The organism is Paraburkholderia sp. Cy-641, from assembly GCF_011752945.1.
In the GTDB taxonomy this organism is placed as follows: domain Bacteria; phylum Pseudomonadota; class Gammaproteobacteria; order Burkholderiales; family Burkholderiaceae; genus Paraburkholderia.
Genome location: NZ_VWWM01000010.1, coordinates 138,182 through 160,802, shown reverse-complemented (window position 1 = coordinate 160,802; position 22,621 = coordinate 138,182). Strand labels below are relative to the sequence as shown.

Below are 22,621 nucleotides of genomic sequence, written 5' to 3'. Positions count from 1 at the left end.
GAGTTGGCACCGGGCGCGTCGTCATACCGGCTGTTGCAGATCGACTTGCTGCTGCGCCTGCGCGACGACGCGGCGGCCTCGCGCGCAAGCCGCGACGCGCTGGCGAGCGCCGGCGCCGCGGCTTCGATGATCCATCTGCAGCATGGCTATCTGCTGCAGCGTGACGGCCGTTACGACGAAGCGCGGGCGGACTACGACGAGGCGCTGGCGAGCGTGGCGGACCTGACGGACGTGGTGGACGACTCGCACGGCGCTGAGCAACTGCGCGCGCTGCGTCTGCTCGTGGCCCGCGCCGAGCTGAGCGCCGGCGACACGGCTGCCGCGCTCAAGGTTCTCGAAGCGTTTCCCGACAGCGATGCCGAGGCGCAGCAATGGCGCCGGTTCGCGCAATGGCTCGCAACAGGAGACGCGTCCGCGCGGCCCGCGCTCGAACCGCCGCTTCTGCATTGCGAAGTCAACGGCACCGAACCAGCGTGCTCGCCGATCGCACCGGAAAAGCCGGCAAGAACGCTGGCCGAGGCGGCCTATCGCGCCGCCGCGAACGCCCATCCGCGCGAGGCGCTCGGCCTGTTCGACGCGGCCCTGCAGGTCGGTGGACCCGACCGGGAACTGGAAGGCCGGCGCGACGCCGTGCGCCGCCAGCTTGCGCAGGAGCCCGCGCGCGAAGCCTACGCCGCGCTGGCCGACAACGATCCCCAACGGGCGGAAAAAGCGATTGCCGAGGCGATTGCGAATGCGCCCGATGTAATGTCCTACCGGCTCCTGCTGATCGACGCGTTGACGCGCGAGCAGCGTTACGCCGAAGCGGAAGCCGCCGCGAGCGCGGCGATCCAGGTCGACGACGAGGACGCGGTGCCGCTGCTGCTGCGCGGCCACTTGCGCCAGATGCAGGGCCACTACCGCGCAGCGCGCGACGACTACACGAAAGCCGTCAAGAACGGTGCACTCGGCGACGACGATCTGCGCAACGTCCGGCTCTACGTCGCCGATGCGGCGCTGGCCGAGGGCGATGCGGCATTCGCCAGCGGCGCGTTGCAGCCGCTGCCGGCCGGCGACGCCGAAGCGGCCTGGCGGCGCAGCCTGATCGCGTACTACCGGCATCGCGCGGACCGCCCGCGGTTGCAGGCGCCGTTCCTCGATTGCCGGCTCACGCCTTACGGCACGGTGTGTACCGCGCGTCCCGCCGACAATGCGGCCGATGCGATGGTCCCGGCCATTTTCGCGGCGCTCGCAAAGGGCGACGACGCGACGGCTTTGACGCTCGCGCGCCAACTGGTCGCTGCCGCGCCGAAGCGCGACATGTACCGGCGCGTGCTGGCCGACGCGCTCGACGCGGCCGGCCGCCACGACGAGGCGAAGCAGGCGCGCGCGGCGCTCAAGGATGCCGTGCCCGAACTGGACTACGCGTATCTGCTCGCGGTGTCGGGCGCGTCCTCACAAGCGGCCCAAGCGTTCGGCGCGCTCGACGCGGCCGGCAAGCTGCCCGCAACGGCGCTGCGCGATGCGGCCTTCACGGCCGTCAATGCCGACCAGCGTCCGCTCGCGGCCGGCTATTTCCGGCGCGCCATCGACGCCGCCGATGCTGGCGCGCTCGACCTCACGCCGCAAAGCCTCTACGAGACGCGCCGCGCGGTGTCCGAGCTGGAGCGCCGCTGGGGCGCCTATGTGGCGCTGACCTATCGCGGCAGCAACAACATGCAGGCGGGCCAGAACCAGTCGGCGCTGGTCGGCGACAACCTGCAGATCGGCGCCGAGGCCTGGTGGCGGCCGGCCGCGCTCGAGCGCAACGGCACCTGGGTCGATCTCTATGCGCGGCTCATCGGCACGCCGTATAGCGCGCCGACCACGTCCACCGACACGGTGACGGGCGACAGCTTCACCGGCACCTCGCCGACCGGCTGGCCGAGCCTGCTCTCCGCCTTCGGCGTGCGCTGGAAGCCGTTTGCCTCGCAAAACATCGTGGCCGCCTTCGAGCGGCAGCAGGCGATCGGCTCGGCGGCGCAAAGCGACTGGCTCGCGCGGCTCGGCTACTCGTGGGGCACGGGCGGCGACCTGCGCGTCGACAAGCCGAGCTGGAACAACGTCCAGCTCTATGCCGAGACCGGCTACTACCTCGTGGCGAACACGCGCTACCTCACGTCGGAACTCGACGCGGGCCGCAGCTTCCGCCTGCCCGATACGTGGCTCGGCCACACGATGCTGACGCCGCACGCCGTGGCCGCGGCGGACTACAACAACGTCTACACGAGACCGTGGGCCGTCGGCGCGGGCGTCGGCCTCAACCTGCGCACCTGGCTGCGCGAGGACCGCTATCATGCGCCGCGCTCGTACCTGGACCTGTCGGTGCAATACCGCCTGCGCGTGGCCGGCGACGAACGCGCGAAGGGCTGGTTCATTCGCAGCGTCTTCAACTACTGAACGAAACAGGGATAACTCGATGATGGTCAAGAACCCTACATTGTCCGCGGGCGCACGCCGCCCGAAGACTGGCGCCGCTATGGCCGTCATGGCCGCGGCGCTTTTCGCGGGCGCACTCGCGCTGACCTGGGGGCCGGCCGCGTCCGCCCAGGAGATCGCGCGGCTCTATGCGCCGCAGGCGCCGGCCGGCTCCAGCTATCTGCGCGTGGTGAATCCGTCGGCGAAGGCCGTCAGCGTCGAGTTCGCGGGCAAGCGCGACACGCTCGATCCGAAGCGCAGGGTGAGCACCGATTACCGGGTCGTCGATGCCGCCGCCGGCGTCGAGATCAAGGCCGACGGGCACGCGCTCGGGCGCTTCGACGTCAAGCCGGGCACCTTCAACACGGTGGTGCTGACGGCGGCGGGCCAGCCGAAGCTGATCGCCGACGCCAGCGACGGGCGCGACGACCTGAAGGCGGAACTGCGCTTCTACAACCTCGCGCCGGACTGCAACGGCGCGCTCGCGATCGAGAACGGCGCGACGGTGTTCGATCGCGTGACGAGCGGCGACACCCGCAAGCGCGTCATCAATCCCGTGCAGGCTCGGCTGCAAGGGCGCTGCGAGGCGAGCGGAAGCACGGCGCCGGTGGCGCTGCCCACGCTGAAGTCGGGCGATCATGCGAGCGTGTTTCTGCTCGGCGCGGCCGCCGCGCCGCGCCTCGTGATCCAGACCGACGCCACCGAGCCGTACTCGGCCGGCCACTGAGCGCCGGCCCGCACGCCTATGGTCTTCGCGAGCATCAGCTTCCTGTTCGTTTTCCTGCCGCTCTTCCTGCTGGCCTATGCGCTCGTCGGTGCGCGCTGGCGCAATCTGACGCTGCTCGGATTCAGCTGGATTTTCTATGCGTGGTGGCGTCCCGACTTCCTGCCGCTGATCGTCTCGATCGCGCTCTGGTCGTGGGGCACGGGCTTGCTGATACAGCGCGCCGGGGCACGGCAACGGCGCTGGGCGCTGCTCGCCGGCATCGCGTGGCCGCTGCTCGCGCTGGTCTGGTTCAAGTACGCGAACCTGCTGCATGACACGGCACGCTCGATCGGCGTGCCGACCGGCGCATGGCAGGCCGTCGTGCTGCCGATCGGACTCTCGTTCTTCGTGTTCGGCGCGATTTCGTATGCGGTCGATGTCTATCGCGGCACCGTCGCCGCCGAGCCGAGCTTCGTTAGCTATGCGACCTATCAGTCGATGTTCGGCCACCTCGTGGCGGGGCCCGTCGTCCGCTACGAATGGGTGGCCGAGCGGTTGCGCCGGCGCGCGTTTCATGCCGCGGAGTTCGCGGTCGGCGTCGAGCGGTTCATGCTCGGCTTCGCGCAGAAGATCCTGCTCGCGGACACGCTGGCGCCGCTCGTGACGAGCGGTTATCAGCTGACGTCGCCGAGCGCGGCCGACGCCGCGCTGACGGTGCTCGCCTATGCGTTGCAGCTGTATTTCGACTTCTGCGCCTACAGCAGCATGGCGATCGGCCTCGGCCTGATGGTGGGGCTGCGCTTTCCCGAGAATTTCGACGCGCCTTATCTGGCCGGCTCGCTCTCGGCGTTCTGGCGGCGCTGGCATATCAGCCTGTCGAGCTGGCTGCGCGACTATCTGTACATTCCGCTCGGTGGCAGTCGCCAAAGCCTGCCGCGCGGCTGCGTGAATCTGCTGGTTACGATGGCGCTCGGCGGCCTGTGGCATGGCGCGAGCTGGACCTTCATGGTGTGGGGCCTGTGGCATGGCGCGGGTCTCGCGGCCGAACGGCTGTGGCGCGCGCGCGGCGGGCCGGCGCTGCCGTTCTGGGCGGGCCATGCCGTCACGCTGCTGTTCGTGATGGCGGGCTGGCTGCTGTTTCGCGCCGACAGTTGGGGCGAAGTGTCGACGATGCTGGCGGCGCTCGGCGGCGCGCATGGCTGGGCGATGTCGAGCGCGTTCGCCGCCGCGTTGCGGCCCAACCAGCTCGTCTGTCTGCTGGGCGGCATCGCGCTCGTCTATCTGCCCGCCGCCTGGCCGGCGGGGCACGCGCGCGGCCATGCGCTGCTGCGCTATCTGGCGGTGCCGCTGTGGCTGGTCTCGGTGTGCGTGCTGCAAGGACGCACCGTGGTCCCGTTTCTCTATTTCCAGTTCTGACCGCGATGCGCAAGTTCAACACGATGGCCTTTCTGATCGTCGTCATGGGCGGCGCGCTCCTGCTCGCCTGGCGCCTGAGCGGCGAGGCCGACGCGCTTGGGCGGCTGCTGCGGCAAGCATCGTGGCGCGATGGCGCCGCGACGCAGGCGCTGGACCGGCGCGTGGAAGAGCTCGCCGCGCCGGCGCCCGCCGTGCGGCGCGTCATCAACGGCGTGCTTTACGCAGTGACGGGCGATGCCGATCCGCAGGTGCGCAGCGGCTGCCCCGGCTGGCTGTTTCTGACCGAGGAACTGGTCGAAACGCCCGGCGGCGAGCACAACCTCGAACGGCGCGTGGCGCTCGCGCGCAAGCTCGCGGCCGATCTCGCACGGCGCGGCATTGCCGTCGTGAGCGTGCCGGTGCCGGACAAGGCCGAGCAGGCGGCAAGCGGGCTGTGCGGGCTGCCGGTGTCGCGCCAGGCGCGCGGCCGAAGGCTCGCCTGGCAGCAGGCGAGCGCGGGCCTGGCACTGCGCCAGGTCGATCTGCATGACGGCTGGGTCGCGCCCGGTTACTGGCGCACCGACACGCACTGGAATCGCGACGGCGCGAAGTTCGCCGCCCACCGCGTGGCGGCCGCGGCGCTGGCGTACGTGCCGGCCGGCGACGTCACGATGCGCCTGAGCGTGGCGGCTCGTTCCGGGGCGCGCATCGGCGATCTGACGCGTCTCGCCGGGCTGGCCGGCAACGTGCCGCCGTTCGCGCCGCGGCCCGACCTCGACCACAACGAAACGCTCGACATACACCACGGCGGCGGGCTGCTCGACGACGTGGCCGCGCCGACGGTCGTGCTGGCCGGCTCGTCGTATTCGCTCAATTCCGGCTTTGCCGACTATCTGCAACTCGCGATGAAACAGGAGATCGCGCAGCAAAGCCGCGTGGGCAGCGGCTTTGCCGGCAGCGCGATCGAACTGCTGCGGCATCACCCCGAGCGGCTCCAGGGTGTGCGGCTGCTGATCTGGGAGTGGCCGCTGCGCTCGCTCTACCAACCGCTTACCGACGATGAAAACGCCTATCTGGCGCAACCATGACAACCCAACAGGATTTCCGATGAAAAATCGTGCTTCACCGAACCGGGCCACGCCGCGCGGCTGGACCGCCGTGCTGGCCTTCGCGGCGCTCGCCGCGTCGATTCACTGCGGCGCGGCGCGGGCTGCGGCGTCGGTGATCGAGGGGCAGGACGGCTGGCTTTTCCCGGGCTGGGAAAGCACCGACAAGGTCGACCGTCCGCAGATCGAGGCTAACGTCAAGCTGATCCGCGAGGCGAAGGATGCGCTGGCGGCGAAGCACGTCGAACTCGTCGTGATGGTGGTGCCGGCCAAGTCGGTGTTCTACCCGCAGCGTCTTCCGGTTGACGTCAGGTTGTCGCCGCAGGTTCAGTCGCGCTACGGCGACCTGCTCGGCATGTTCGCGGCAGCCGGCATCGTCACGTTCGACGATCGGCCCGCGCTGCAATCCGTCGAGCACGACCGCCAGAGCGCGTTCTATCGCGCCGACTACCACTGGACCGCGTGGGCGGCGGAAGCTTCGGCCGATGCGACGGCCGCGCTGATCCGCGGCAAGTTCGCCGTGCCGGCCACCGGCGGCGGCAGCGTGCTCGGCGACTGGACCAACGAGCGCCGCTATGGCGATCTCGCGACGAACTTCATGTCGCCCGAGGACCGCAAGCGTATCGGCCGCGACATCTACACCGTGCGCAAGCAGCCGGAAGCGGCCGACGGCCTGCTCGACAGCGGACCGGCGCAGGTCGAGGTGATCGGCAACAGCTTCGTGCAGCCGTATCTCGGCTATCCGCAGAAGCTCTCGAATGCGCTCGGCGTGCCGGTGGGGCTGGCCTGGAATCCCGGCAACATCGGGCCGTGGAAGACGTTCCTCGATACGGTGGCGAACCCCTCGTTCGCGCAGCACGCGCCCAAGGTCGTGGTGTGGCAGTTCAACGAGGATCAATTGCAGACGCGCCTGGATGCGCCCGATAGCTGGGACCCGAAGAGCGTGATGCCGGCCGCGACCTGGCTGGCCGGCGTGTCGGCGGCGCTGGGCAAGTAGGGCCGATCTGGTTCGGTGGGGCGGGGGTGATCCGGGGGCCTTGGGCGGCCCCGTGGTTCCGGGCAATGCTGGCGGCCTTGGGCAACTCCGCTGGCCCTCTGCGGCCTTACCCGCAGGCCCCCACCTCGCCGCACGCCGTGCAGAAATCGCAGCCGTCCTTGCGAATCACCGCATGCGCGCCGCACGAACCGCATTTGCGCCCGAGCATCGTCTGCAGCCCTTGCGCGCTGGCCGGTTGCAGCAGCGCGTCCGCGCCGTCTTCGGGATGGGCGCGCATGCCGAAATCGGCCGATAACGCCGTGTCCGTTTTCATCTGCCCGCGCGGCAAGCGCGCGAGCAGCCGCGACGGCACCTGATTGCCTTCGGCGTCGAGAAAGCCGCGCCGATACAGAATCTGCTGGATCGCAAACGCGAGCGCGGCCACTTCCGAATCGTGCCAGCGCGGCGCGCGATGGCCGTCGAGACGCTGCACGTCGCCCAGCCGCACCTGGCCGCGATCCCACGACACCTTGCGCATGTCCTGCAGATTGCGCGCGACGAAGCCGCCGCGCGCGGCGAGCGACAGCGAGCGCATCGTCGCCGTGATCCATTGCTGCGACTCGTCGCGCTGGCCGGTCGGGATGAAGAACTCGATCGGCCGCTCGATCGTCACGTCCTCGCCGCCGAGGCGTCCCGTCACCTCGATGAACGACACCGCGACGTACAGCGACTTCTTGCCCGCCTGGGTCAGATACTCGACCTTCTCGATGACTGCCGGCAACTCGCCCTTCGGCCGGTGATCCATCGCGATCCGCAGCGGGTCGAGATCGCTGTCGGCGAGCGTGTCGTCGGCCTGCGCGGGCGCGACGCTCAGCACCGCGCCGAGCGTGTCGTTCGGGCGATAGGTGGCGAGGCCCTTCAGGCCGTTTTTCCATGCGTCGAAATAGAGGCTTTCGAACGCGTCGAACGGATAGTCGGCGGGCACGTTGACGGTCTTCGAGATCGACGTGTCGACGTACGGCTGCACCGCCGCCATCATCTCGAGATGGTCGCGCGCCGACATCTGCAATGCGCTGACGAAGTAGTCGGGCAGCCGGTTCACGTCGCCGCCGAGCTCGCGGTAGAGCCGGTACGCGTAGTCCTCGACGTCGAACGATTCGCGGCCGCCGTCGGCCATCACCTTCATGCGCTTGTAGGTCCACGAGAAGGCCGGCTCGATGCCGTTCGAGGCGTTGTCCGCGAATGCGAGGCTCACGGTGCCGGTCGGCGCGATCGACAGCAGATGGCTGTTGCGGATGCCGTCGCGGCGGATCGCCTGCTGGACGTCGTCGGGCAGGCGCGACGCGAAGGTGCCCGCTTCGAGATAGCGCGCGGCGTCGAACAACGGGAACGCACCGCGCTCCTTCGCGAGTTCGACCGACGCGCGGTACGCCTCGTCGCGCATGAGCCGCGCGATGCGCGCCGCGAAGTCGCGGCCTTCCTGCGCGTTGTAGCGCAGCCCGAGCATCACGAGCGTGTCGCCGAGACCGGTGAAGCCGACGCCGATGCGCCGTTTCGCGCGCGATTCGTCGTATTGCTGCGGCAGCGGCCACAGCGTGACGTCGAGCACGTCGTCGAGAAAACGCACCTGGGTGCGCGTGCGTTGCGCGAGGCCGTCCCAGTCGAACGACGGCTCACGGCCCTGCAACTGCGCGAACGGATCGACGACGAAGCGCGTCAGGTTGAGCGGCCCGAGGTTGCAGCAGCCGTAGGCGGGCAGCGGCTGCTCGCCGCACGGATTGGTCGCGCGGATCGTTTCGACGGCGCGCAGATTGTTGTCCTCGTTCATGCGCGAGATGAACACGATGCCGGGCTCGGCGACGTCGTAGGTCGAGCGCATGATGCGCTCCCAGATCGCGCGCGCCGGGTGCTCGCCGTAGACCCACAGGCCGTCCTCGCGCCGCCGCACGTCGCCGGCCGCGCGCAGCGCCGGCGACGGCTCGGCGCGATGGACCAGCTGCCACGGCTCGTCGTTTTCGACCGCGCGCATGAATGCGTCGGTCACGCCGACCGACACGTTGAAGTTGTTCCAGCGCCCCTTCGAATGCTTGGCTTCGATGAATTCGAGCAGGTCGGGGTGGTCGCAGTCGAGCACGGCCATCTGCGCGCCGCGCCGCGAGCCCGCGCTTTCGACCGTGCGGCACGAGGCGTCGAACACGTCCATGTAGCTGCACGGGCCCGATGCCGACGAACTGGTCGTATGAACGCGCGCGCCCTTGGGCCGGATCGCCGAGAAGTTGTAGCCGACGCCGCCGCCGCGCCGCATCGTTTCGGCCGCCTGCAGCAGCGCCACGTAGATGCCCGGCAGTCCCTGCTCGTCGACGCCCTGAATCGAGTCGCCGACCGGCTGCACGAAGCAGTTGATCAGCGTCGCGGCGATACCGCTGCCCGCCGCGCTCATGATGCGGCCCGCGCCGAGCGCGCCGTGCCGCAGGTTGTCCACGAACAGCGCCTCGACCGGCGCGCGCAGTTCCGGCGGCTCGGCCTCGGCGACGCCGCGCGCGACGCGGCGAAAGACGTCGTCGGCCGATTGTTCGTCGCCTTTCGCGTATTTTTCGAGCAGCACGTCGAGCGAGAACTGCTGCGGGGCGATCGGCGTGCTCGCGATCGGCGATGGCGTGGGCGAGGCGGACGCTGCCGGGATCGTGGGGGTGTGCGGCGTGTCTTCTGCCATGATCGGCCCTCAAACGGCGTCGCGGCGGGCGCGGCGCGGTGGGTGGACGGCGCGCACTCAGGTGCCGGGCAGCAGGCCGGCATCACGAGCGTGTCGCCGAGACCGGTGAAGCCGACGCCGATGCGCCGTTTCGCGCGCGATTCGTCGTATTGCTGCGGCAGCGGCCACAGCGTGACGTCGAGCACGTCGTCGAGAAAACGCACCTGGGTGCGCGTGCGTTGCGCGAGGCCGTCCCAGTCGAACGACGGCTCACGGCCCTGCAACTGCGCGAACGGATCGACGACGAAGCGCGTCAGGTTGAGCGGCCCGAGGTTGCAGCAGCCGTAGGCGGGCAGCGGCTGCTCGCCGCACGGATTGGTCGCGCGGATCGTTTCGACGGCGCGCAGATTGTTGTCCTCGTTCATGCGCGAGATGAACACGATGCCGGGCTCGGCGACGTCGTAGGTCGAGCGCATGATGCGCTCCCAGATCGCGCGCGCCGGGTGCTCGCCGTAGACCCACAGGCCGTCCTCGCGCCGCCGCACGTCGCCGGCCGCGCGCAGCGCCGGCGACGGCTCGGCGCGATGGACCAGCTGCCACGGCTCGTCGTTTTCGACCGCGCGCATGAATGCGTCGGTCACGCCGACCGACACGTTGAAGTTGTTCCAGCGCCCCTTCGAATGCTTGGCTTCGATGAATTCGAGCAGGTCGGGGTGGTCGCAGTCGAGCACGGCCATCTGCGCGCCGCGCCGCGAGCCCGCGCTTTCGACCGTGCGGCACGAGGCGTCGAACACGTCCATGTAGCTGCACGGGCCCGATGCCGACGAACTGGTCGTATGAACGCGCGCGCCCTTGGGCCGGATCGCCGAGAAGTTGTAGCCGACGCCGCCGCCGCGCCGCATCGTTTCGGCCGCCTGCAGCAGCGCCACGTAGATGCCCGGCAGTCCCTGCTCGTCGACGCCCTGAATCGAGTCGCCGACCGGCTGCACGAAGCAGTTGATCAGCGTCGCGGCGATACCGCTGCCCGCCGCGCTCATGATGCGGCCCGCGCCGAGCGCGCCGTGCCGCAGGTTGTCCACGAACAGCGCCTCGACCGGCGCGCGCAGTTCCGGCGGCTCGGCCTCGGCGACGCCGCGCGCGACGCGGCGAAAGACGTCGTCGGCCGATTGTTCGTCGCCTTTCGCGTATTTTTCGAGCAGCACGTCGAGCGAGAACTGCTGCGGGGCGATCGGCGTGCTCGCGATCGGCGATGGCGTGGGCGAGGCGGACGCTGCCGGGATCGTGGGGGTGTGCGGCGTGTCTTCTGCCATGATCGGCCCTCAAACGGCGTCGCGGCGGGCGCGGCGCGGTGGGTGGACGGCGCGCACTCAGGTGCCGGGCAGCAGGCCGGCGTGCGGGAGCGGGCGCAACGAGTCCACCTTAACGCACGGGGCGCGGGGCTGCAATCGACGGGGAGCGACCTGGGGCTGCGGCGCGTTCGGCGCTGCCGGGCGTCGTGGGCCGCGCTTGCGCGTGCCGTGCGCGCAAGGACAGCAAAGGCAGTCGGGGCAGGCTGGAAGCCGAGGTGCGCAAGTCGCGCAAATCGCAGCGGGCGAGCGCACCCCGGCGCTCGCGCCAAACCGCAACGGGCATGTATCGGCACAGGCGGCAAAAAGCGGCACTAGCCGCGCTAGCGTCACAAGCGGCACAAAAGCCGCGCAAGCGTCAAACAAGCGGCGCGGCCGCCGCGCCAGCCCGGTCGTCAGGCGGCTTCGAGAATCGGTTCGAGGATTTCGGCGCAGATCATCGCGGCCGCATTCGACGGTGCCGGCCGCTCGGCGGGCTTGAATACCGCGTCGCCGCGGCGAATCTTGCGATGCGACACCGCGCAAGTCCCCGAGGTATGCGCCGACCTGCGCCGCCAGCGTTGCTCGCCATAGTGGCAGCGTCCAGGCTCAACCCAGCGGATGACCAGCGTCGTGTCGGAGCTCTCGAGAATTTCGATGCGCACGCCATTGGTAGCGTCAAGAAGGATGGACTCTACGGTCATCATCGGCTCCGTATTGTGGAGTGCCGAATGTAGACTGGCGCGCGCCCAAGAGCCATTGTGCCGCGGTTGAAACTCTGTTCTCTAAACAGAAATAATCGTAAGCCAGTCGTACGATTGGTTGAAATGACGGACGTTGGGCGCTTTTTTATGTAATTTTTTAATAGTGTGAATTTTTGCAACGCTGTATTGCCGTCAATGCGACGATGCGGCCACCCGCAAGGAGCGCCGGCGCTTCCTTTAAGATGTGAGGGTCGATGGGGGACCGAGCCGCCAGTTTAGCGGGTTTGAAATTTTCAGGTCGGCTCGCGCGCACCCCCTCAGGAAAACCAGGGTTCACATGATTTCAAGGCCACCCGCAGTACCTCCTCCTGCTCCCGATGCGTCGTCGCCCACTCCGGAGCGTCTGAAAAAACAGAAGGCCGCCTCGCTCGTGCTGTATAGCGGGCTCGTGCTGCTCGCGCTGTGGGTCGTGCGCGATTTCATCGTGGCGGTCGCGTGGGCGGGCGTCGTCGCGATCGCGCTGTGGCCGCTGCTGCACCGGGTGGCGGGCAGCCGCTGGTTCAAGGGGCGCATGACGCTGCTCGCCGCCGTATTTACCGTCGTGATCGCGCTGCTCGTGCTGCTGCCGGTCGGGCTCGGCGTCGCCCAGGCGCTGCACGAGGCGCGCGAACTGAGCGACTGGTTCCGCGGCGTCCAGGAGCGCGGCATCGCGCTGCCGGGTTTCGTCGAGCGCCTGCCGTTCGGCGCGCAGCAGATCGCCGCGTGGTGGCAGGCCAATCTCGCGCAGCCGCTGCGCGATTCCGCCGCGATCAAGGGGCTGCACAGCGGCACGGTGATGACGCTCGGCCGCCATTTCGGCGCGCGCGCCGTGCATGCGGCGATGGTGTTCGGCTTCACGCTCGTTACGCTGTTCGTGATTGTCCAGGCGGGGCCGCGTCTGTCGGGCTCGCTGCTGAAGGCCGTGCGGCGCGGTTTCGGCGAGAGCGGCGCGAACCTCGTCCAGCACATGGCGACCGCCGTGCGCGGCACGGTGGCGGGGCTGGTCGTGGTGGGGCTTGGCGAGGGCCTGCTGCTCGGCGTCGCCTATTTCGTGACCGGCCTGCCGCATGCGGCGCTGCTCGGCTTCGTCACGGCGATCGCCGCGATGCTGCCGTTCTGCGCGCCGATCACGTTCGGCCTCGCGGCGCTGTGGCTGCTCGCGCAAGGCTCGGTTGCCGGCGCGATCGGGCTCGCCGTATTCGGCTCGATCGTCGTGTTCGTCGCCGAGCATTTCGTGCGGCCGGTGCTGATCGGCAACTCGACGCGCCTGCCGTTCCTGCTCGTGCTGTTCGGCATCCTCGGCGGGGCGGAGACGTTCGGGCTGCTCGGCATTTTCATCGGCCCCGCGCTGATGACGGTGCTGATGGTGCTGTGGACCGATCTCGTGCAGTAGCGCGTGTTTTGCGCGCCGTGCCGCCCGCGAACCGGACGGCCCGGCGCGCGGTCCGCTGTTCGCGCCGTGCCGGCGCGCGGCTCAAGGCCGATGCATCGATGGGTGATCGAGCGGACGCTCGACCGGCGGCGGTTTCACGCTCACGCAGCCGAGCGTGTATTTGAGCGCGGCGGGCAGCAGTGCGCTCCATACGTCCCACGTATGCCCGCCGTCGATGATGCGCAGCGCCGCCGGATTGCCCGCGAGCCGCAGATGGGTGTACAGCACCGAGGCGTCGGCCTGGATGTCGAGGTCGTCGTCTCCGGATGCGATGAACATCGGCAGGCGGTACGGCCGGCTCATATAGCGGTCCCACTGCGCCGGATAGTTGAGCTCGTGCCAGATGCGCGGATCGAACTGCCGCTCGCCGAACACGCCGACGCGCCGCGCCGCCGACGCGCGCGGCGGCTCGTTGGCATAGATCGCGGGGCTCAGCAGCAGCGCGCCGCAGAACAGCTCCGGCTGCGTGAGCGCGTAGCGTAGCGCGCCGAAGCCGCCCATCGAGACGCCGCCGATCATCCGGCCGCTACGCTGCGTCGCGACCGCGTAGTGCGTTTCGATCTCGGGCAGCAGATCGTCGAAGAACGCGGTCTCCATTTTTTCCTTGCGGTCGACGTACCAGTCCGTGCCGCCTTGCGGCATCACGATCACGACGGGCGGGATGTCCTTGCGCTCGATCAGCGTGTCGGCCGTGCCTTGCAGATGGCCTTGCGTGAGCCAGTCGTTGGCGTCGCCGTTATTGCCGTGCAGCAGGTAGAGCACCGGCAGGCGCGGGCCGTCCGAGCGATAGGCGCCAGGCAGATAGATCGTGTAGTTCCAGTCGCGGCCGAGCGTATTCGAATGGAAGCTGCGGTTCGCGACCATGCTCGCGAACGCCGGCGTGCCGACAGCGACGGAAAGCACAACGAGAGCGAGGCTAAAGAGTCGACGCATGTCAGGGTGGGAGACCGGCGCGCGGTTCGCGCGCCGGCCGTCATGCTATCAGCATTGGTACCGGATTTGAGGCGGATGCGAGGCGTGTCGATCTACGTCCGACGCGGCTGGCGCGCTCAGGACGACGTGCCGAGCCGCGTCGCGACGAGCCGGCCGACATAGCGCTTGAGCGGCTCGACGCCAAGCCCGACCGCGAACAGCGCGCCGACGGCCGCCGCATCGGCGAGCAGGCCGAGCGGATAGTTCAGATAGCCGTCGGTGGCGGCATACAGCACCGAGTCGATCACGAGCGAAATCACCGCGCCGGCGATAAAGCACAGCAAGCCCTGACGTCCGATCAGGCCGATCCACGGCAGCCGGCGGGCGAGCTTTTTCGCCCAGCCGAGCTGGATCAGATTCGCGGTGAGCCACGCGATCGCGAGGAAGTTGCCGGCGCGCAGGTAGGACAGGTTCTGCTTGAGGCTGCCGGGCAGCGGCGCATGCTCGAGAACGAGCTTGTAGTAGGCGGCGCCCGCGACCACCGCGAGCGCGCACAGGCTGACGAGCCAGCCGAGCCGGTGCGCGCTCACGCGCTGATAAACCGGCTGGCAGCGCGCGAGCACGCCGAGCACGAACATCAGCTGCCACGCGAACGGGTTGAAGTCCCAGTGCATGTCGGGTGCCGAGGGCAGGTATTGGCCGATCGCCGGGGCGCCGGCCCACAGCGCGACGCTGCCGGCGAGCAGCAGCCACGGCTGGCGGCGCGCGAGCGGCAGGATGGCCGGTACGAGCAGCGCGAAGAACGCATACATCGGCAGCACCGAGGCGAGATATGGCTGGCGGCGCAGCAGCAGGATGTCGCGCAGCGCGGCGAGCGGGGTGTCGATGAGGTCGTCGAGGTCGGTGGTGGCGAGATTCGGCCCGTCGATGCTGAATGCGGTGAGCACCGCGCTCACGAGCAGCATGAGCCCGGCGGTGACGAGAAACGCGCGGTAGATCTCGAACGAGCGCCGCAGGAAGCGGCCGCGCGCGATCGTTTCGCTGCGCCGCTCGGCGAGTGCGGCATAGGCCGTGGCGGTCGCGAAGCCGCCGAGGAACACGAACACTTCGGCGGCATCGCACAGCGCATACGCATGCAGCGTGACGCGCGACAGAATGCTGCCGCCAATATGATCGACGACGATGATCAGCAGCACGAGTCCGCGGAAAAAGTCGAGTTCGATCAGACGGGACGAGGATTGTTGCATTGTTTGCGTCAAAAGCAGCCCCGTGAGACGGCCACGCTGATCCAGCGGGGCGGGTGTCTCACACGGCGTTTTTAGTATGGGGTGGGGTGTCGCGGCGGGCTGCGCTCTTCATGCGCCCAGTCCGCGCCCCGCGTTGCCGCGCTCGACCGGCGGCGGAGCGCCGTGTCAACGGACTGTAAACCTGACCCCCGGTGCGGCGCGGAGTTCCGCTGCGTCGCAGCAAAGGCGCCCGATTATATTTCTTTCTGTGACAAAGCTGTTGGGAACGGTACGGCGCCATGCGGATTACCGCATCGGCGGCCCCTTATCGGCGACTCGTCTTCGCCGTGCTCACGCGCCACGCGCGCCGTCGCTTACCCGAACCCCGCTGACGAAAAAAGGGGCAAGCGCACCGAGTGGAGAATTAGCAACATTCTCGATCATCGGCGCTTCCTCTCATGGACGGCCAGCCGCCGTCGTGTGACGATTTCCGGAACGCGCAGGTGAACGGAGCAGTCGGCAGAACTGCCTGGGGCATCGAGAACAAGCATCAATCAAGAACAAAGCGACCGGATCGAGTTGTCCTGTTACTCGAAGTGCAGGGAGATCATCATGAACAGGCAAGTGTTCGCGCTGGCTGTCTCCATTGCTGCGTCCGCCGCTTTCGTCGTGCCTGCGCGCGCGCAAACCAGCGTCACGCTCTATGGCGTGATCGACGAAGGCATCAACTACACCAACAATGCCGGCCGCGGCCATGTCTACGAACTGGCGAGCGGGCTGGCGCAGGGCAGCCGCTGGGGCCTCAGGGGTTTCGAGGAACTGGGCGGCGGTCTCAAGGCAATCTTCCAGCTTGAAAACGGCTTCGACCTGAATTCCGGACGGCTCGAACAGGGCGGCCGCCTGTTTGGCCGCCAGGCGTTCGTCGGCCTGAGTTCGGTGCCGTACGGCACGTTGACGTTCGGCCGTCAGTACGATTCGGTCGTCGACTATCTGGCGCAGACCACGGCCAACGGCAGTTGGGCCGGCGAGCTGTTCTCGCACCCGTACGACAACGACAACACCGACAACACGTTCCGCCTCGACAACACGGTCAAGTACACGAGCCCGTCGATTGGCGGCTTCCAGTTCGGCGGCACCTACAGCTTCAGCAACGACACCGGCTTCGCGAACAATCGCGCCTACAGTTTCGGCGGGCAGTACGCGTATGGCGGCCTGCTCGTCGCGGCGGCGTATCTGCAGGCCGACAATCCGGGCAACGGCTCGAACGGCGCGATTACCGCCAACGACGCCGGTTTCGTCGCGACGCGCATGCGCGTGTTCGGCGGCGGCATGACCTATACGTTCGGCCCGGCGACGGCCGGCTTCGTCTACAGCAACTCGAACTATCTCGATCCGACCGGCAACGGCTATCTCGGCATCGCGCCGCTCGTGCCGCTGGTTCCCGTGACGCCGCCGGGCGTGCTGCTGAACTCGCTCAAATATCAGAACTTCGAGGTGAACGGCAAGTATCAGATTTCGCCGATGCTGTTCGTCGGCGCGCAGTACGTCTACACGATGGAAACCCACGATGCGTCGAACGGCGGCGTGAAGCCGCGCATCCATACGTTCGGGCTGATGGCGGATTACAACCTGTCCAAGCGCACTGACGTTTATCTGCAGGGCGAGTATCAGCAACTGACGGGCGACTCCACGCTGTCGATTCTCGACTACGCGTTTATTCCGGGCACGCAGTCGCCCTCGTCGACGTCGAAGCAGGTCGTCGTGCGCGCGGCTATCCGGCATAAGTTCTAGCGTTTTCACGCTGCGCGTTATTGGTTGGTGTAGCGCGGTTTTTTCTTTTGCCTTTTCCGCCAGGGCGCGAGGTTGCCGGAGCCTGGCGGTTTTGTTTGCGGCGAGCAGGCGCAGCGAAATCTCTATTTCTGTCTTGTCTTTATCTCCTTATTCCTTATTTCTATCCCTGGACCGGGCGCGGGTCCGCTCTTTTAACGGCGCGTATTTCACCCCGGTCCGCAGCCGCGATGCCCGGCAATTCAAGTTCCGGGCATGCCTGCCGATATGACAAATGTTAAATAAACGCGAATCGCTCACCGGACGGCGGCGTTTCCGCTTCCAGCCGCGTCGGCTATCCGCTTCCGCCGAATCGGCAGGCCATGGGCGGGAATCCGGCTGGTAACGGTTGTATCAGAGTGTTCGAAGCGGGGCGTTTTCGTTAAAAGTCACTTTACAATTTCGCCGGAATTTTGATCGGCAATCCGGTCCCGATCCGATCTGTTTCGCTGGAGTTGCGCGGTTTTGATGTCTGGAGTCCGGACATGACCGGCCTTCGGCAGCGATTGGAACGGGCCGGCCGGGCATGGGATGAACGCCGTACGAGGCGGTCTCGCCGTGCCGCAGATGAGGCCGCGCGGCACGAGATCGCGCGCAGCGCTGCGGCATGGCGACATCCGGTCCGTCCATGAACAAGGCAGGAGTCGAACAGGATGAAAAAACGTTTCGACAGAACGAGACTGGCCAGTCTCGCCGGCGTGTGGGTTGCGCTGGTAGTCAGCGGTTGCGCGAACGTCGGGCAGCAGAACGGCGCGGCGTCGGGTGCGACGGCCGCCTCCAGCGTACCGGCGGCGAATACGGCGGTAACGGGCGTGGCGGCCGATGGCGCGGCGTCTGCGGCGCTGACCATCGACGCCAACCAGAGCGCGTCGCTGAAAAAAGCGCCGCCGCTCGTTTATCGCGTCAAGCATGGCGACACACTCGCGCGCATCGCGCAGCATCATCATGTGAGCGTCAGGCAGTTGCAGGCGTGGAATGGCATGAAGCCGTCGTCGCGGTTGAGGCCGGGGCAGGTGCTGCATGTCGCGTCGCCGGAAACGGTGGGGGCGGTGAAGCAGGCTAATGCGGCGGCTGCGAGGTCCGCGGCGGGTGTGGCGTCGGCGGGGGCGGCGCTGCCGCAAACGTCGGCGCAGGCTTCGGCGCAAGCCTCTGCTCAGGCGCTAGCGCAGTCCGCAGCGCCGGTTCCCGATGCCGCCGAGGTCCGCGAAGTCACGCAGGAGACGCGCCGGCACGCGAGCAGCGTGACGCTCGCATGGCCTGCGTCGGGCAGCGTCGTCGAAGCGTTCCAGCCGGGCGAAACGCGCGGTATCGAAATCGGCGGCAAGCCCGGCGACCCGGTGCGCGCTGCCGCCGACGGCAAGGTCATGTATGCGGGCACGGGACTGAACGGCTACGGCAGTCTCATCATCGTGCAGCACAACAAGGACTTTCTGACGGCGTACTCGCATAACCGCAAGCTGCTGGTCAAGATGGGCGACGTCGTGCGCAAGGGACAGCAGATTGCCGAAATGGGCGACGAAAGCAACTCGCGGGTGTCGGTGGGTTTCGAGGTGCGCCACGACGGCAAGCCGGTCGATCCGTTGCCGTATCTGCCGCAGGCGCGCGGTTAGCGTCGAGTCTGTTGTTGTATCGGCTTTCGCTATGCCAGACATGGCGAAAGCCTGTTAGCCGCTCGCCGCAACCGGCTTCGAACGCTTCCCGCAAAAGCTCACCCTGGTTTTAGTCAGCAAAGCCAGGTAATTTCCTTGCACGGCGCAGGCACGAAAGCGTTTGATCGAGCGAACCGTGGTGGCGCGCGCCCGCAGTCTTGCGAATCGAACGAGGAATGCCTTCGAGCAAGGTGTATTTGTGCCGGAGATAGAAGGCAATCCAGGCTATTCGCCACCCAGACATCATTCGCGTGCAACCGTCATGCGGCGAATGAAACACGTATTCACGACCCGACGCCGCTCCTGCAACGGTGAGGAAATACAGGAGCCGGCCGTGCGTTCGTCATCAGGTCATTCGCGATCACGCACCATCGCGCGAATCGACAGGTGAAGCAACGGGCAAAGCAACGCGCCGATCAAACCCGTCAAACGCGTGCCTCAAACACACGACTCCCGTCCGATACGCTGCCGGGAACAACCCGGCAATCACACGGCCGCAGCCGCACCTACTTCGCCTGCACGCCGCGCAGCAATTGCGCCACCTGGCCGTGGTAATGCAGGATCGCCGGATCGGCCTGCAACAACGGCAGATAACGCGGCAGAAACGCATTGTTCGGCTGATCGGGCGAGAACAGGCCGACCACGGCTTCCGCGGCCGCAAGGCGGTCGCCCGCATCGGCTTCCTCGTCGTCGAGAATTTCGTCGACGCTCGCGATCACCGTCGAAAGCGGCGTGAGCCAGCGAAACCCCGAGCCGTTGATGAGCACCTGCAGAAACGCCGCCGGCGTCACCGGGCCGAATTCTTTTTCGTACGCCGCGCGCTCGTGATCGAGAATCGCCTTGTGCAGCGCAAGCAGCGGCTTGCGAATGTCCGCGAGGAATTGAGTGCATTGCGGGTCGTTCATCGGCGGCTCCTTCGGATCGGTTGGCTCGACGCAATAGCGCGTCGCAATACGCATCACGGGCGGCGTCACGATACCGCGCGCCGCTTCCCGCTCTAACGCTAGCAGGTAGATGCGTCGATGGTAACGCATTGATTGCATCCCGTTGCCGGGCGTGGGTCCGTGCATCGGCATGGGCTTCGAGACAGGCATCGGGACAAGCATCGGCATGGGCTTCGATATAGGCATCGGGACATGTATCGCAGCCTATATCGAGATACGTCTCGGAATTGATGCGCGATACTTGCGCACGAGGCGCGCTGCACACCTGCGAAGCAAACTTCGTTTCTCACGACTACAATCAGCCGGACTGTTAGCGGCACATGCTTCGTTTCTCACGACTACAATCAGCCGGACTGTTAGCGGCACATGCTTCATCAGGACCGACCAGCATCGCGTGATTAGCCCCGCATGTCGAACAAACGCGGCGAGTCTTTGCGTTCCGATGCGGTGCCGCTGTCTAAACAGTATGAATAAGCAGCCTGAATAAACAGCCTGAATCCCACACTATAAATTCCACCGGAGCCGCGCATGACAACGTTCAATATCAACGGCCAAACCCATACCGTCGACGCACCCCCTGACATGCCCCTGCTGTGGGTCTTGCGCGATCTCGTCGGCCTGACCGGCACCAAGTTCGGTTGCGGCATCGCTCAATGCGGCGCATGCACCGTGCATCTCGACGGCGTCGCGGTGCGCTCGTGCGTGTTCCCGGCGGCCGCCGTCGGCGAGCGCAAGGTCGTCACGATCGAAGCGGTCGGCGGCACGCCGGCAGGACAGAAAGTGCAGGAGGCCTGGCGCGAACTCGACGTCGTGCAATGCGGCTACTGTCAGTCGGGGCAGGTGATGTCGGCCGCCTCGCTGCTCGCGAGCAATCCCAACCCGAGCGACGCCGACATCGACGCCGCGATGGCCGGCAACATCTGCCGCTGCGGGACCTACAACCGCATCCGCGCGGCGATCAAGCATGCCGCGAAGGGAGCCTGACATGTCCCAGGGATTGCTCGATGCACAGAACGGCGCGCAGCCGTCGAACGACGATACGCAGCCCGCGCGCGGCCTCTCGCGGCGCAGCTTCCTTAAATTCGGCGTGACGGTCGGCGCTGCAGCCGGCGGCGGTCTGCTGCTCGGCTTCAGCATGCCGGCTTCGAGCCAGGATCAGAAGACCGGCAGGAGCGTGATCGGCGGCGATGCGAACGAGGCGCCGCAAAGCGGCGTGTTCGCGCCGAACGCGTTCATCCAGATCGACACCGCGGGCAAGGTCACGCTGGTGATGCCGAAGGTCGAGATGGGCCAGGGCGTCTATACGTCGATTCCGATGCTGATCGCCGAAGAACTCGAAGTGCCGCTCGACGCGGTCACGCTCGATCACGCTCCGCCCAACGAAAAGCTCTTCGGCGACCCGCTGCTCGGCGGCCAGCTCACGGGCGGCTCCACGTCGATCCGTTTCGCGTGGGAGCCGATGCGCCGCGCGGGCGCGACCGCGCGCGTGATGCTCGTCAACGCGGCCGCGCGGCAATGGCAGGTCGATCCGGCCAGTTGCCACGCGCAGGCGGGCCAGGTGATCCACGCGGCCAGCAATCGCAGCGCGAGCTATGGTCAGCTTGCGCAGGCCGCGTCCGCGCTGCCGGTTCCGCAGAACGTGCCGCTCAAGGAGCCGAAGGATTTCAGGCTGATCGGTACGCCCGCGAAGCGGCTCGATTCGCCCGAGAAAGTGGACGGCACCGCGCTGTTCGGGCTCGACGTGCGCCTGTCCGGCATGGTCTACGCGGCGATCGCGAATTGCCCGGTGTTCGGCGGCACGCTCGCGAGCGTTGACGATACGCATGCGAAGACGATCCCCGGCGTGCGCGAGATCATCAAGGTTGACAACGCGGTGGCGGTGATCGGCGACCACACATGGGCTGCCAAGCGCGGCGTGCAGGCGCTCGACATCAAGTGGAACGAGGGCGCGGGCGCACAGGTGTCGATGAAGACGATCGTCGACGATCTCGCGGCGGCCTCGCAACGCAGCGGCGCGGTCGCGCGCAAGGAAGGCGACGTGGGTCGCGCGTTCGGCGATGCGAAGTCGCGCGTCGATGCGGTCTACCAGCAGCCGTTCCTCGCGCACGCGACGATGGAGCCGGTCAACTGCACGGTCCACGTGCGCGCCGATGCGTGCGAAATCTGGCTCGGCTCGCAGGTGCCGACGCGCGTCGTCGATGCGGCGGTGGCCGTCACCGGTTTGCCCGCCGACAGGATCATCGTGCACAACCATCTGATCGGCGGCGGCTTCGGCCGGCGGCTCGAAACCGATATGGTCACGCAGGCGGTCAAGGTCGCCAAACAGGTGTCGGCGCCCGTGAAGGTGCTGTGGACTCGCGAGGAAGACATCCAGCACGACATGTACCGGCCGTACTACTACGACACGATCTCGGCCGGACTCGATGCGAACGGCAAGCCGGTCGCGTGGCAGCATCGCATTGCCGGCTCGTCGATCATGGCGCGCTTCGCGCCGCCCGCGTTCAGGAACGGGCTCGATCCCGACGCGGTGGAAGTTGCCGCCGATCTGCCGTACGACCTGCCGAACCAGCTCGTCGATTACGTGCGCGAGGAACCGCACGCGGTGCCCACTGCGTTCTGGCGCGGCGTCGGGCCGACGCGCGGCACGTTCGTGGTGGAGAGCTTCATCGACGAACTCGCCGCGCACGCGAAGATCGATCCGGTGCAGTACCGGCGCAGCCTGCTCGGCAAATCGCCGCGCGCGCTGAACGTGCTCAATACCGCCGCGCAGGCCGCGAACTGGGGCAGCGCGCTGCCGCAAGGGCAGGGGCGCGGCGTCTCGGTCATGCATGCGTTCGGCAGCTTCTTCTCGATCGTCGTCGACGTCGCCGTCGACCAGGGCGAGGTGTCCGTCAAGCGCATCACGTGTGCGGTCGATTGCGGCATGGTCGTCAATCCGAACACGATCGAGGCGCAGGTGCAGGGCGGCATCATCTTCGGCATCACGGCGGCGCTTTATAGCGAGATCACGATCAAGGACGGCCGCGTCGAGCAGAACAACTTCACCGACTACCGGATGCTGCGCATCAACGAGACACCGCCGATCGACGTGCATATCGTGAAGAGCGGCGAGGCGCCCGGCGGCATCGGCGAGCCGGGCACGGCGGCGCTCGCGCCCGCGCTGGCCAATGCGATCTACGCGGCCACCGGCAAGCGGCTGCGGCAGTTGCCGGTGGGCCGTCAACTGCAAAGCGCGTGACGCCAAGGAGCCCG

Annotated in this window: 15 protein-coding genes and 1 pseudogene; 10 read left to right on the top strand and 6 right to left on the bottom strand. The window is 67.5% G+C overall.

The window, feature by feature from the left end; translation table 11 throughout:
* The 5 genes from F3J20_RS08385 to F3J20_RS08365 all read left to right on the top strand — a co-directional run.
* Window positions 1-2,418: bacteriophage N4 adsorption protein A (locus F3J20_RS08385; protein ID WP_167283062.1), on the top strand; the 2,418-nt coding region annotated here is incomplete at its 5' end.
* A 79-nt stretch (window positions 2,419-2,497) separates the two neighbouring features.
* Window positions 2,498-3,163 (top strand): alginate O-acetyltransferase AlgF, encoded by a 666-nt coding sequence (locus tag F3J20_RS08380; protein WP_167283060.1) that lies wholly within the window; start codon window positions 2,498-2,500, stop codon window positions 3,161-3,163.
* Window positions 3,164-3,181: 18 nt separating this feature from the next.
* Window positions 3,182-4,558 (top strand): MBOAT family protein, encoded by a 1,377-nt coding sequence (locus tag F3J20_RS08375; RefSeq protein WP_167283059.1) that lies wholly within the window; start codon window positions 3,182-3,184, stop codon window positions 4,556-4,558.
* A 5-nt stretch (window positions 4,559-4,563) separates the two neighbouring features.
* Window positions 4,564-5,625: a hypothetical protein gene (locus F3J20_RS08370; protein ID WP_167283057.1), complete on the top strand. Its 1,062-nt coding sequence runs from the start codon at window positions 4,564-4,566 to the stop codon at window positions 5,623-5,625.
* A 19-nt stretch (window positions 5,626-5,644) separates the two neighbouring features.
* Complete coding sequence (locus F3J20_RS08365; RefSeq protein ID WP_167283055.1) at window positions 5,645-6,640, top strand: twin-arginine translocation pathway signal; 996 nt, start codon at window positions 5,645-5,647, stop codon at window positions 6,638-6,640.
* Window positions 6,641-6,746: 106 nt separating this feature from the next.
* Here the strand turns inward: F3J20_RS08365 and F3J20_RS08360 are convergent, their stop codons facing one another.
* From F3J20_RS08360 to F3J20_RS08350, 3 genes and pseudogenes are all read right to left on the bottom strand, one after another.
* Window positions 6,747-9,332: an adenosylcobalamin-dependent ribonucleoside-diphosphate reductase gene (locus F3J20_RS08360; RefSeq protein WP_167283053.1), complete on the bottom strand. Its 2,586-nt coding sequence runs from the start codon at window positions 9,330-9,332 to the stop codon at window positions 6,747-6,749.
* 80 nt (window positions 9,333-9,412) lie between these two features.
* Window positions 9,413-10,621: pseudogene (locus F3J20_RS08355) on the bottom strand (adenosylcobalamin-dependent ribonucleoside-diphosphate reductase); the annotation flags it as partial.
* Between the two features lie 431 nt (window positions 10,622-11,052).
* The gene (locus F3J20_RS08350; protein WP_167049255.1) at window positions 11,053-11,340 is read right to left on the bottom strand and encodes a DUF3331 domain-containing protein; all 288 of its coding nucleotides are present in this window, start codon (window positions 11,338-11,340) and stop codon (window positions 11,053-11,055) included.
* A 337-nt stretch (window positions 11,341-11,677) separates the two neighbouring features.
* Between F3J20_RS08350 and F3J20_RS08345 the strand changes: the two genes are divergently transcribed.
* On the top strand, window positions 11,678-12,772 hold the full coding sequence (locus tag F3J20_RS08345; protein ID WP_167049155.1) for an AI-2E family transporter: 1,095 nt from the start codon (window positions 11,678-11,680) through the stop codon (window positions 12,770-12,772).
* 81 nt (window positions 12,773-12,853) lie between these two features.
* Here F3J20_RS08345 and F3J20_RS08340 read toward each other — a convergent pair whose 3' ends face one another.
* On the bottom strand, window positions 12,854-13,744 hold the full coding sequence (locus tag F3J20_RS08340) for an alpha/beta hydrolase-fold protein (RefSeq protein ID WP_167283051.1): 891 nt from the start codon (window positions 13,742-13,744) through the stop codon (window positions 12,854-12,856).
* Between the two features lie 116 nt (window positions 13,745-13,860).
* The gene (locus F3J20_RS08335; protein ID WP_167283049.1) at window positions 13,861-14,970 is read right to left on the bottom strand and encodes an OpgC domain-containing protein; all 1,110 of its coding nucleotides are present in this window, start codon (window positions 14,968-14,970) and stop codon (window positions 13,861-13,863) included.
* 591 nt (window positions 14,971-15,561) lie between these two features.
* Here F3J20_RS08335 and F3J20_RS08330 point away from each other — a divergent pair.
* Window positions 15,562-16,740: a porin gene (locus F3J20_RS08330; RefSeq protein ID WP_167283047.1), complete on the top strand. Its 1,179-nt coding sequence runs from the start codon at window positions 15,562-15,564 to the stop codon at window positions 16,738-16,740.
* 689 nt (window positions 16,741-17,429) lie between these two features.
* Window positions 17,430-18,386 carry a peptidoglycan DD-metalloendopeptidase family protein gene (locus F3J20_RS08325; RefSeq protein WP_167283045.1) on the top strand — a complete coding sequence of 319 codons (957 nt, stop codon included), beginning with the start codon at window positions 17,430-17,432 and terminating at the stop codon, window positions 18,384-18,386.
* A gap of 545 nt (window positions 18,387-18,931) precedes the next feature.
* Here F3J20_RS08325 and F3J20_RS08320 read toward each other — a convergent pair.
* Window positions 18,932-19,330: a hypothetical protein gene (locus F3J20_RS08320; RefSeq protein ID WP_167283077.1), complete on the bottom strand. Its 399-nt coding sequence runs from the start codon at window positions 19,328-19,330 to the stop codon at window positions 18,932-18,934.
* A gap of 567 nt (window positions 19,331-19,897) precedes the next feature.
* Between F3J20_RS08320 and F3J20_RS08315 the strand changes: the two genes are divergently transcribed.
* The gene (locus tag F3J20_RS08315; protein ID WP_167283043.1) at window positions 19,898-20,353 is read left to right on the top strand and encodes a (2Fe-2S)-binding protein; all 456 of its coding nucleotides are present in this window, start codon (window positions 19,898-19,900) and stop codon (window positions 20,351-20,353) included.
* 1 nt (window position 20,354) lies between these two features.
* Window positions 20,355-22,607: a xanthine dehydrogenase family protein molybdopterin-binding subunit gene (locus F3J20_RS08310; protein ID WP_167283040.1), complete on the top strand. Its 2,253-nt coding sequence runs from the start codon at window positions 20,355-20,357 to the stop codon at window positions 22,605-22,607.
* The last annotated feature ends 14 nt before the right edge of the window (window positions 22,608-22,621 follow it).

Coding starts and splice junctions, on each gene's coding strand:
- F3J20_RS08380 (WP_167283060.1), top strand. CDS start 2,498: ATGGCCGTCATGGCCGCGGCGCTTTTCGCGGGCGCACTCGCGCTGACC.
- F3J20_RS08375 (WP_167283059.1), top strand. CDS start 3,182: ATGGTCTTCGCGAGCATCAGCTTCCTGTTCGTTTTCCTGCCGCTCTTC.
- F3J20_RS08370 (WP_167283057.1), top strand. CDS start 4,564: ATGCGCAAGTTCAACACGATGGCCTTTCTGATCGTCGTCATGGGCGGC.
- F3J20_RS08365 (WP_167283055.1), top strand. CDS start 5,645: ATGAAAAATCGTGCTTCACCGAACCGGGCCACGCCGCGCGGCTGGACC.
- F3J20_RS08360 (WP_167283053.1), bottom strand. CDS start 9,332: ATGGCAGAAGACACGCCGCACACCCCCACGATCCCGGCAGCGTCCGCC.
- F3J20_RS08350 (WP_167049255.1), bottom strand. CDS start 11,340: ATGACCGTAGAGTCCATCCTTCTTGACGCTACCAATGGCGTGCGCATC.
- F3J20_RS08345 (WP_167049155.1), top strand. CDS start 11,678: ATGATTTCAAGGCCACCCGCAGTACCTCCTCCTGCTCCCGATGCGTCG.
- F3J20_RS08340 (WP_167283051.1), bottom strand. CDS start 13,744: ATGCGTCGACTCTTTAGCCTCGCTCTCGTTGTGCTTTCCGTCGCTGTC.
- F3J20_RS08335 (WP_167283049.1), bottom strand. CDS start 14,970: ATGCAACAATCCTCGTCCCGTCTGATCGAACTCGACTTTTTCCGCGGA.
- F3J20_RS08330 (WP_167283047.1), top strand. CDS start 15,562: ATGAACAGGCAAGTGTTCGCGCTGGCTGTCTCCATTGCTGCGTCCGCC.
- F3J20_RS08325 (WP_167283045.1), top strand. CDS start 17,430: ATGAAAAAACGTTTCGACAGAACGAGACTGGCCAGTCTCGCCGGCGTG.
- F3J20_RS08320 (WP_167283077.1), bottom strand. CDS start 19,330: ATGAACGACCCGCAATGCACTCAATTCCTCGCGGACATTCGCAAGCCG.
- F3J20_RS08315 (WP_167283043.1), top strand. CDS start 19,898: ATGACAACGTTCAATATCAACGGCCAAACCCATACCGTCGACGCACCC.
- F3J20_RS08310 (WP_167283040.1), top strand. CDS start 20,355: ATGTCCCAGGGATTGCTCGATGCACAGAACGGCGCGCAGCCGTCGAAC.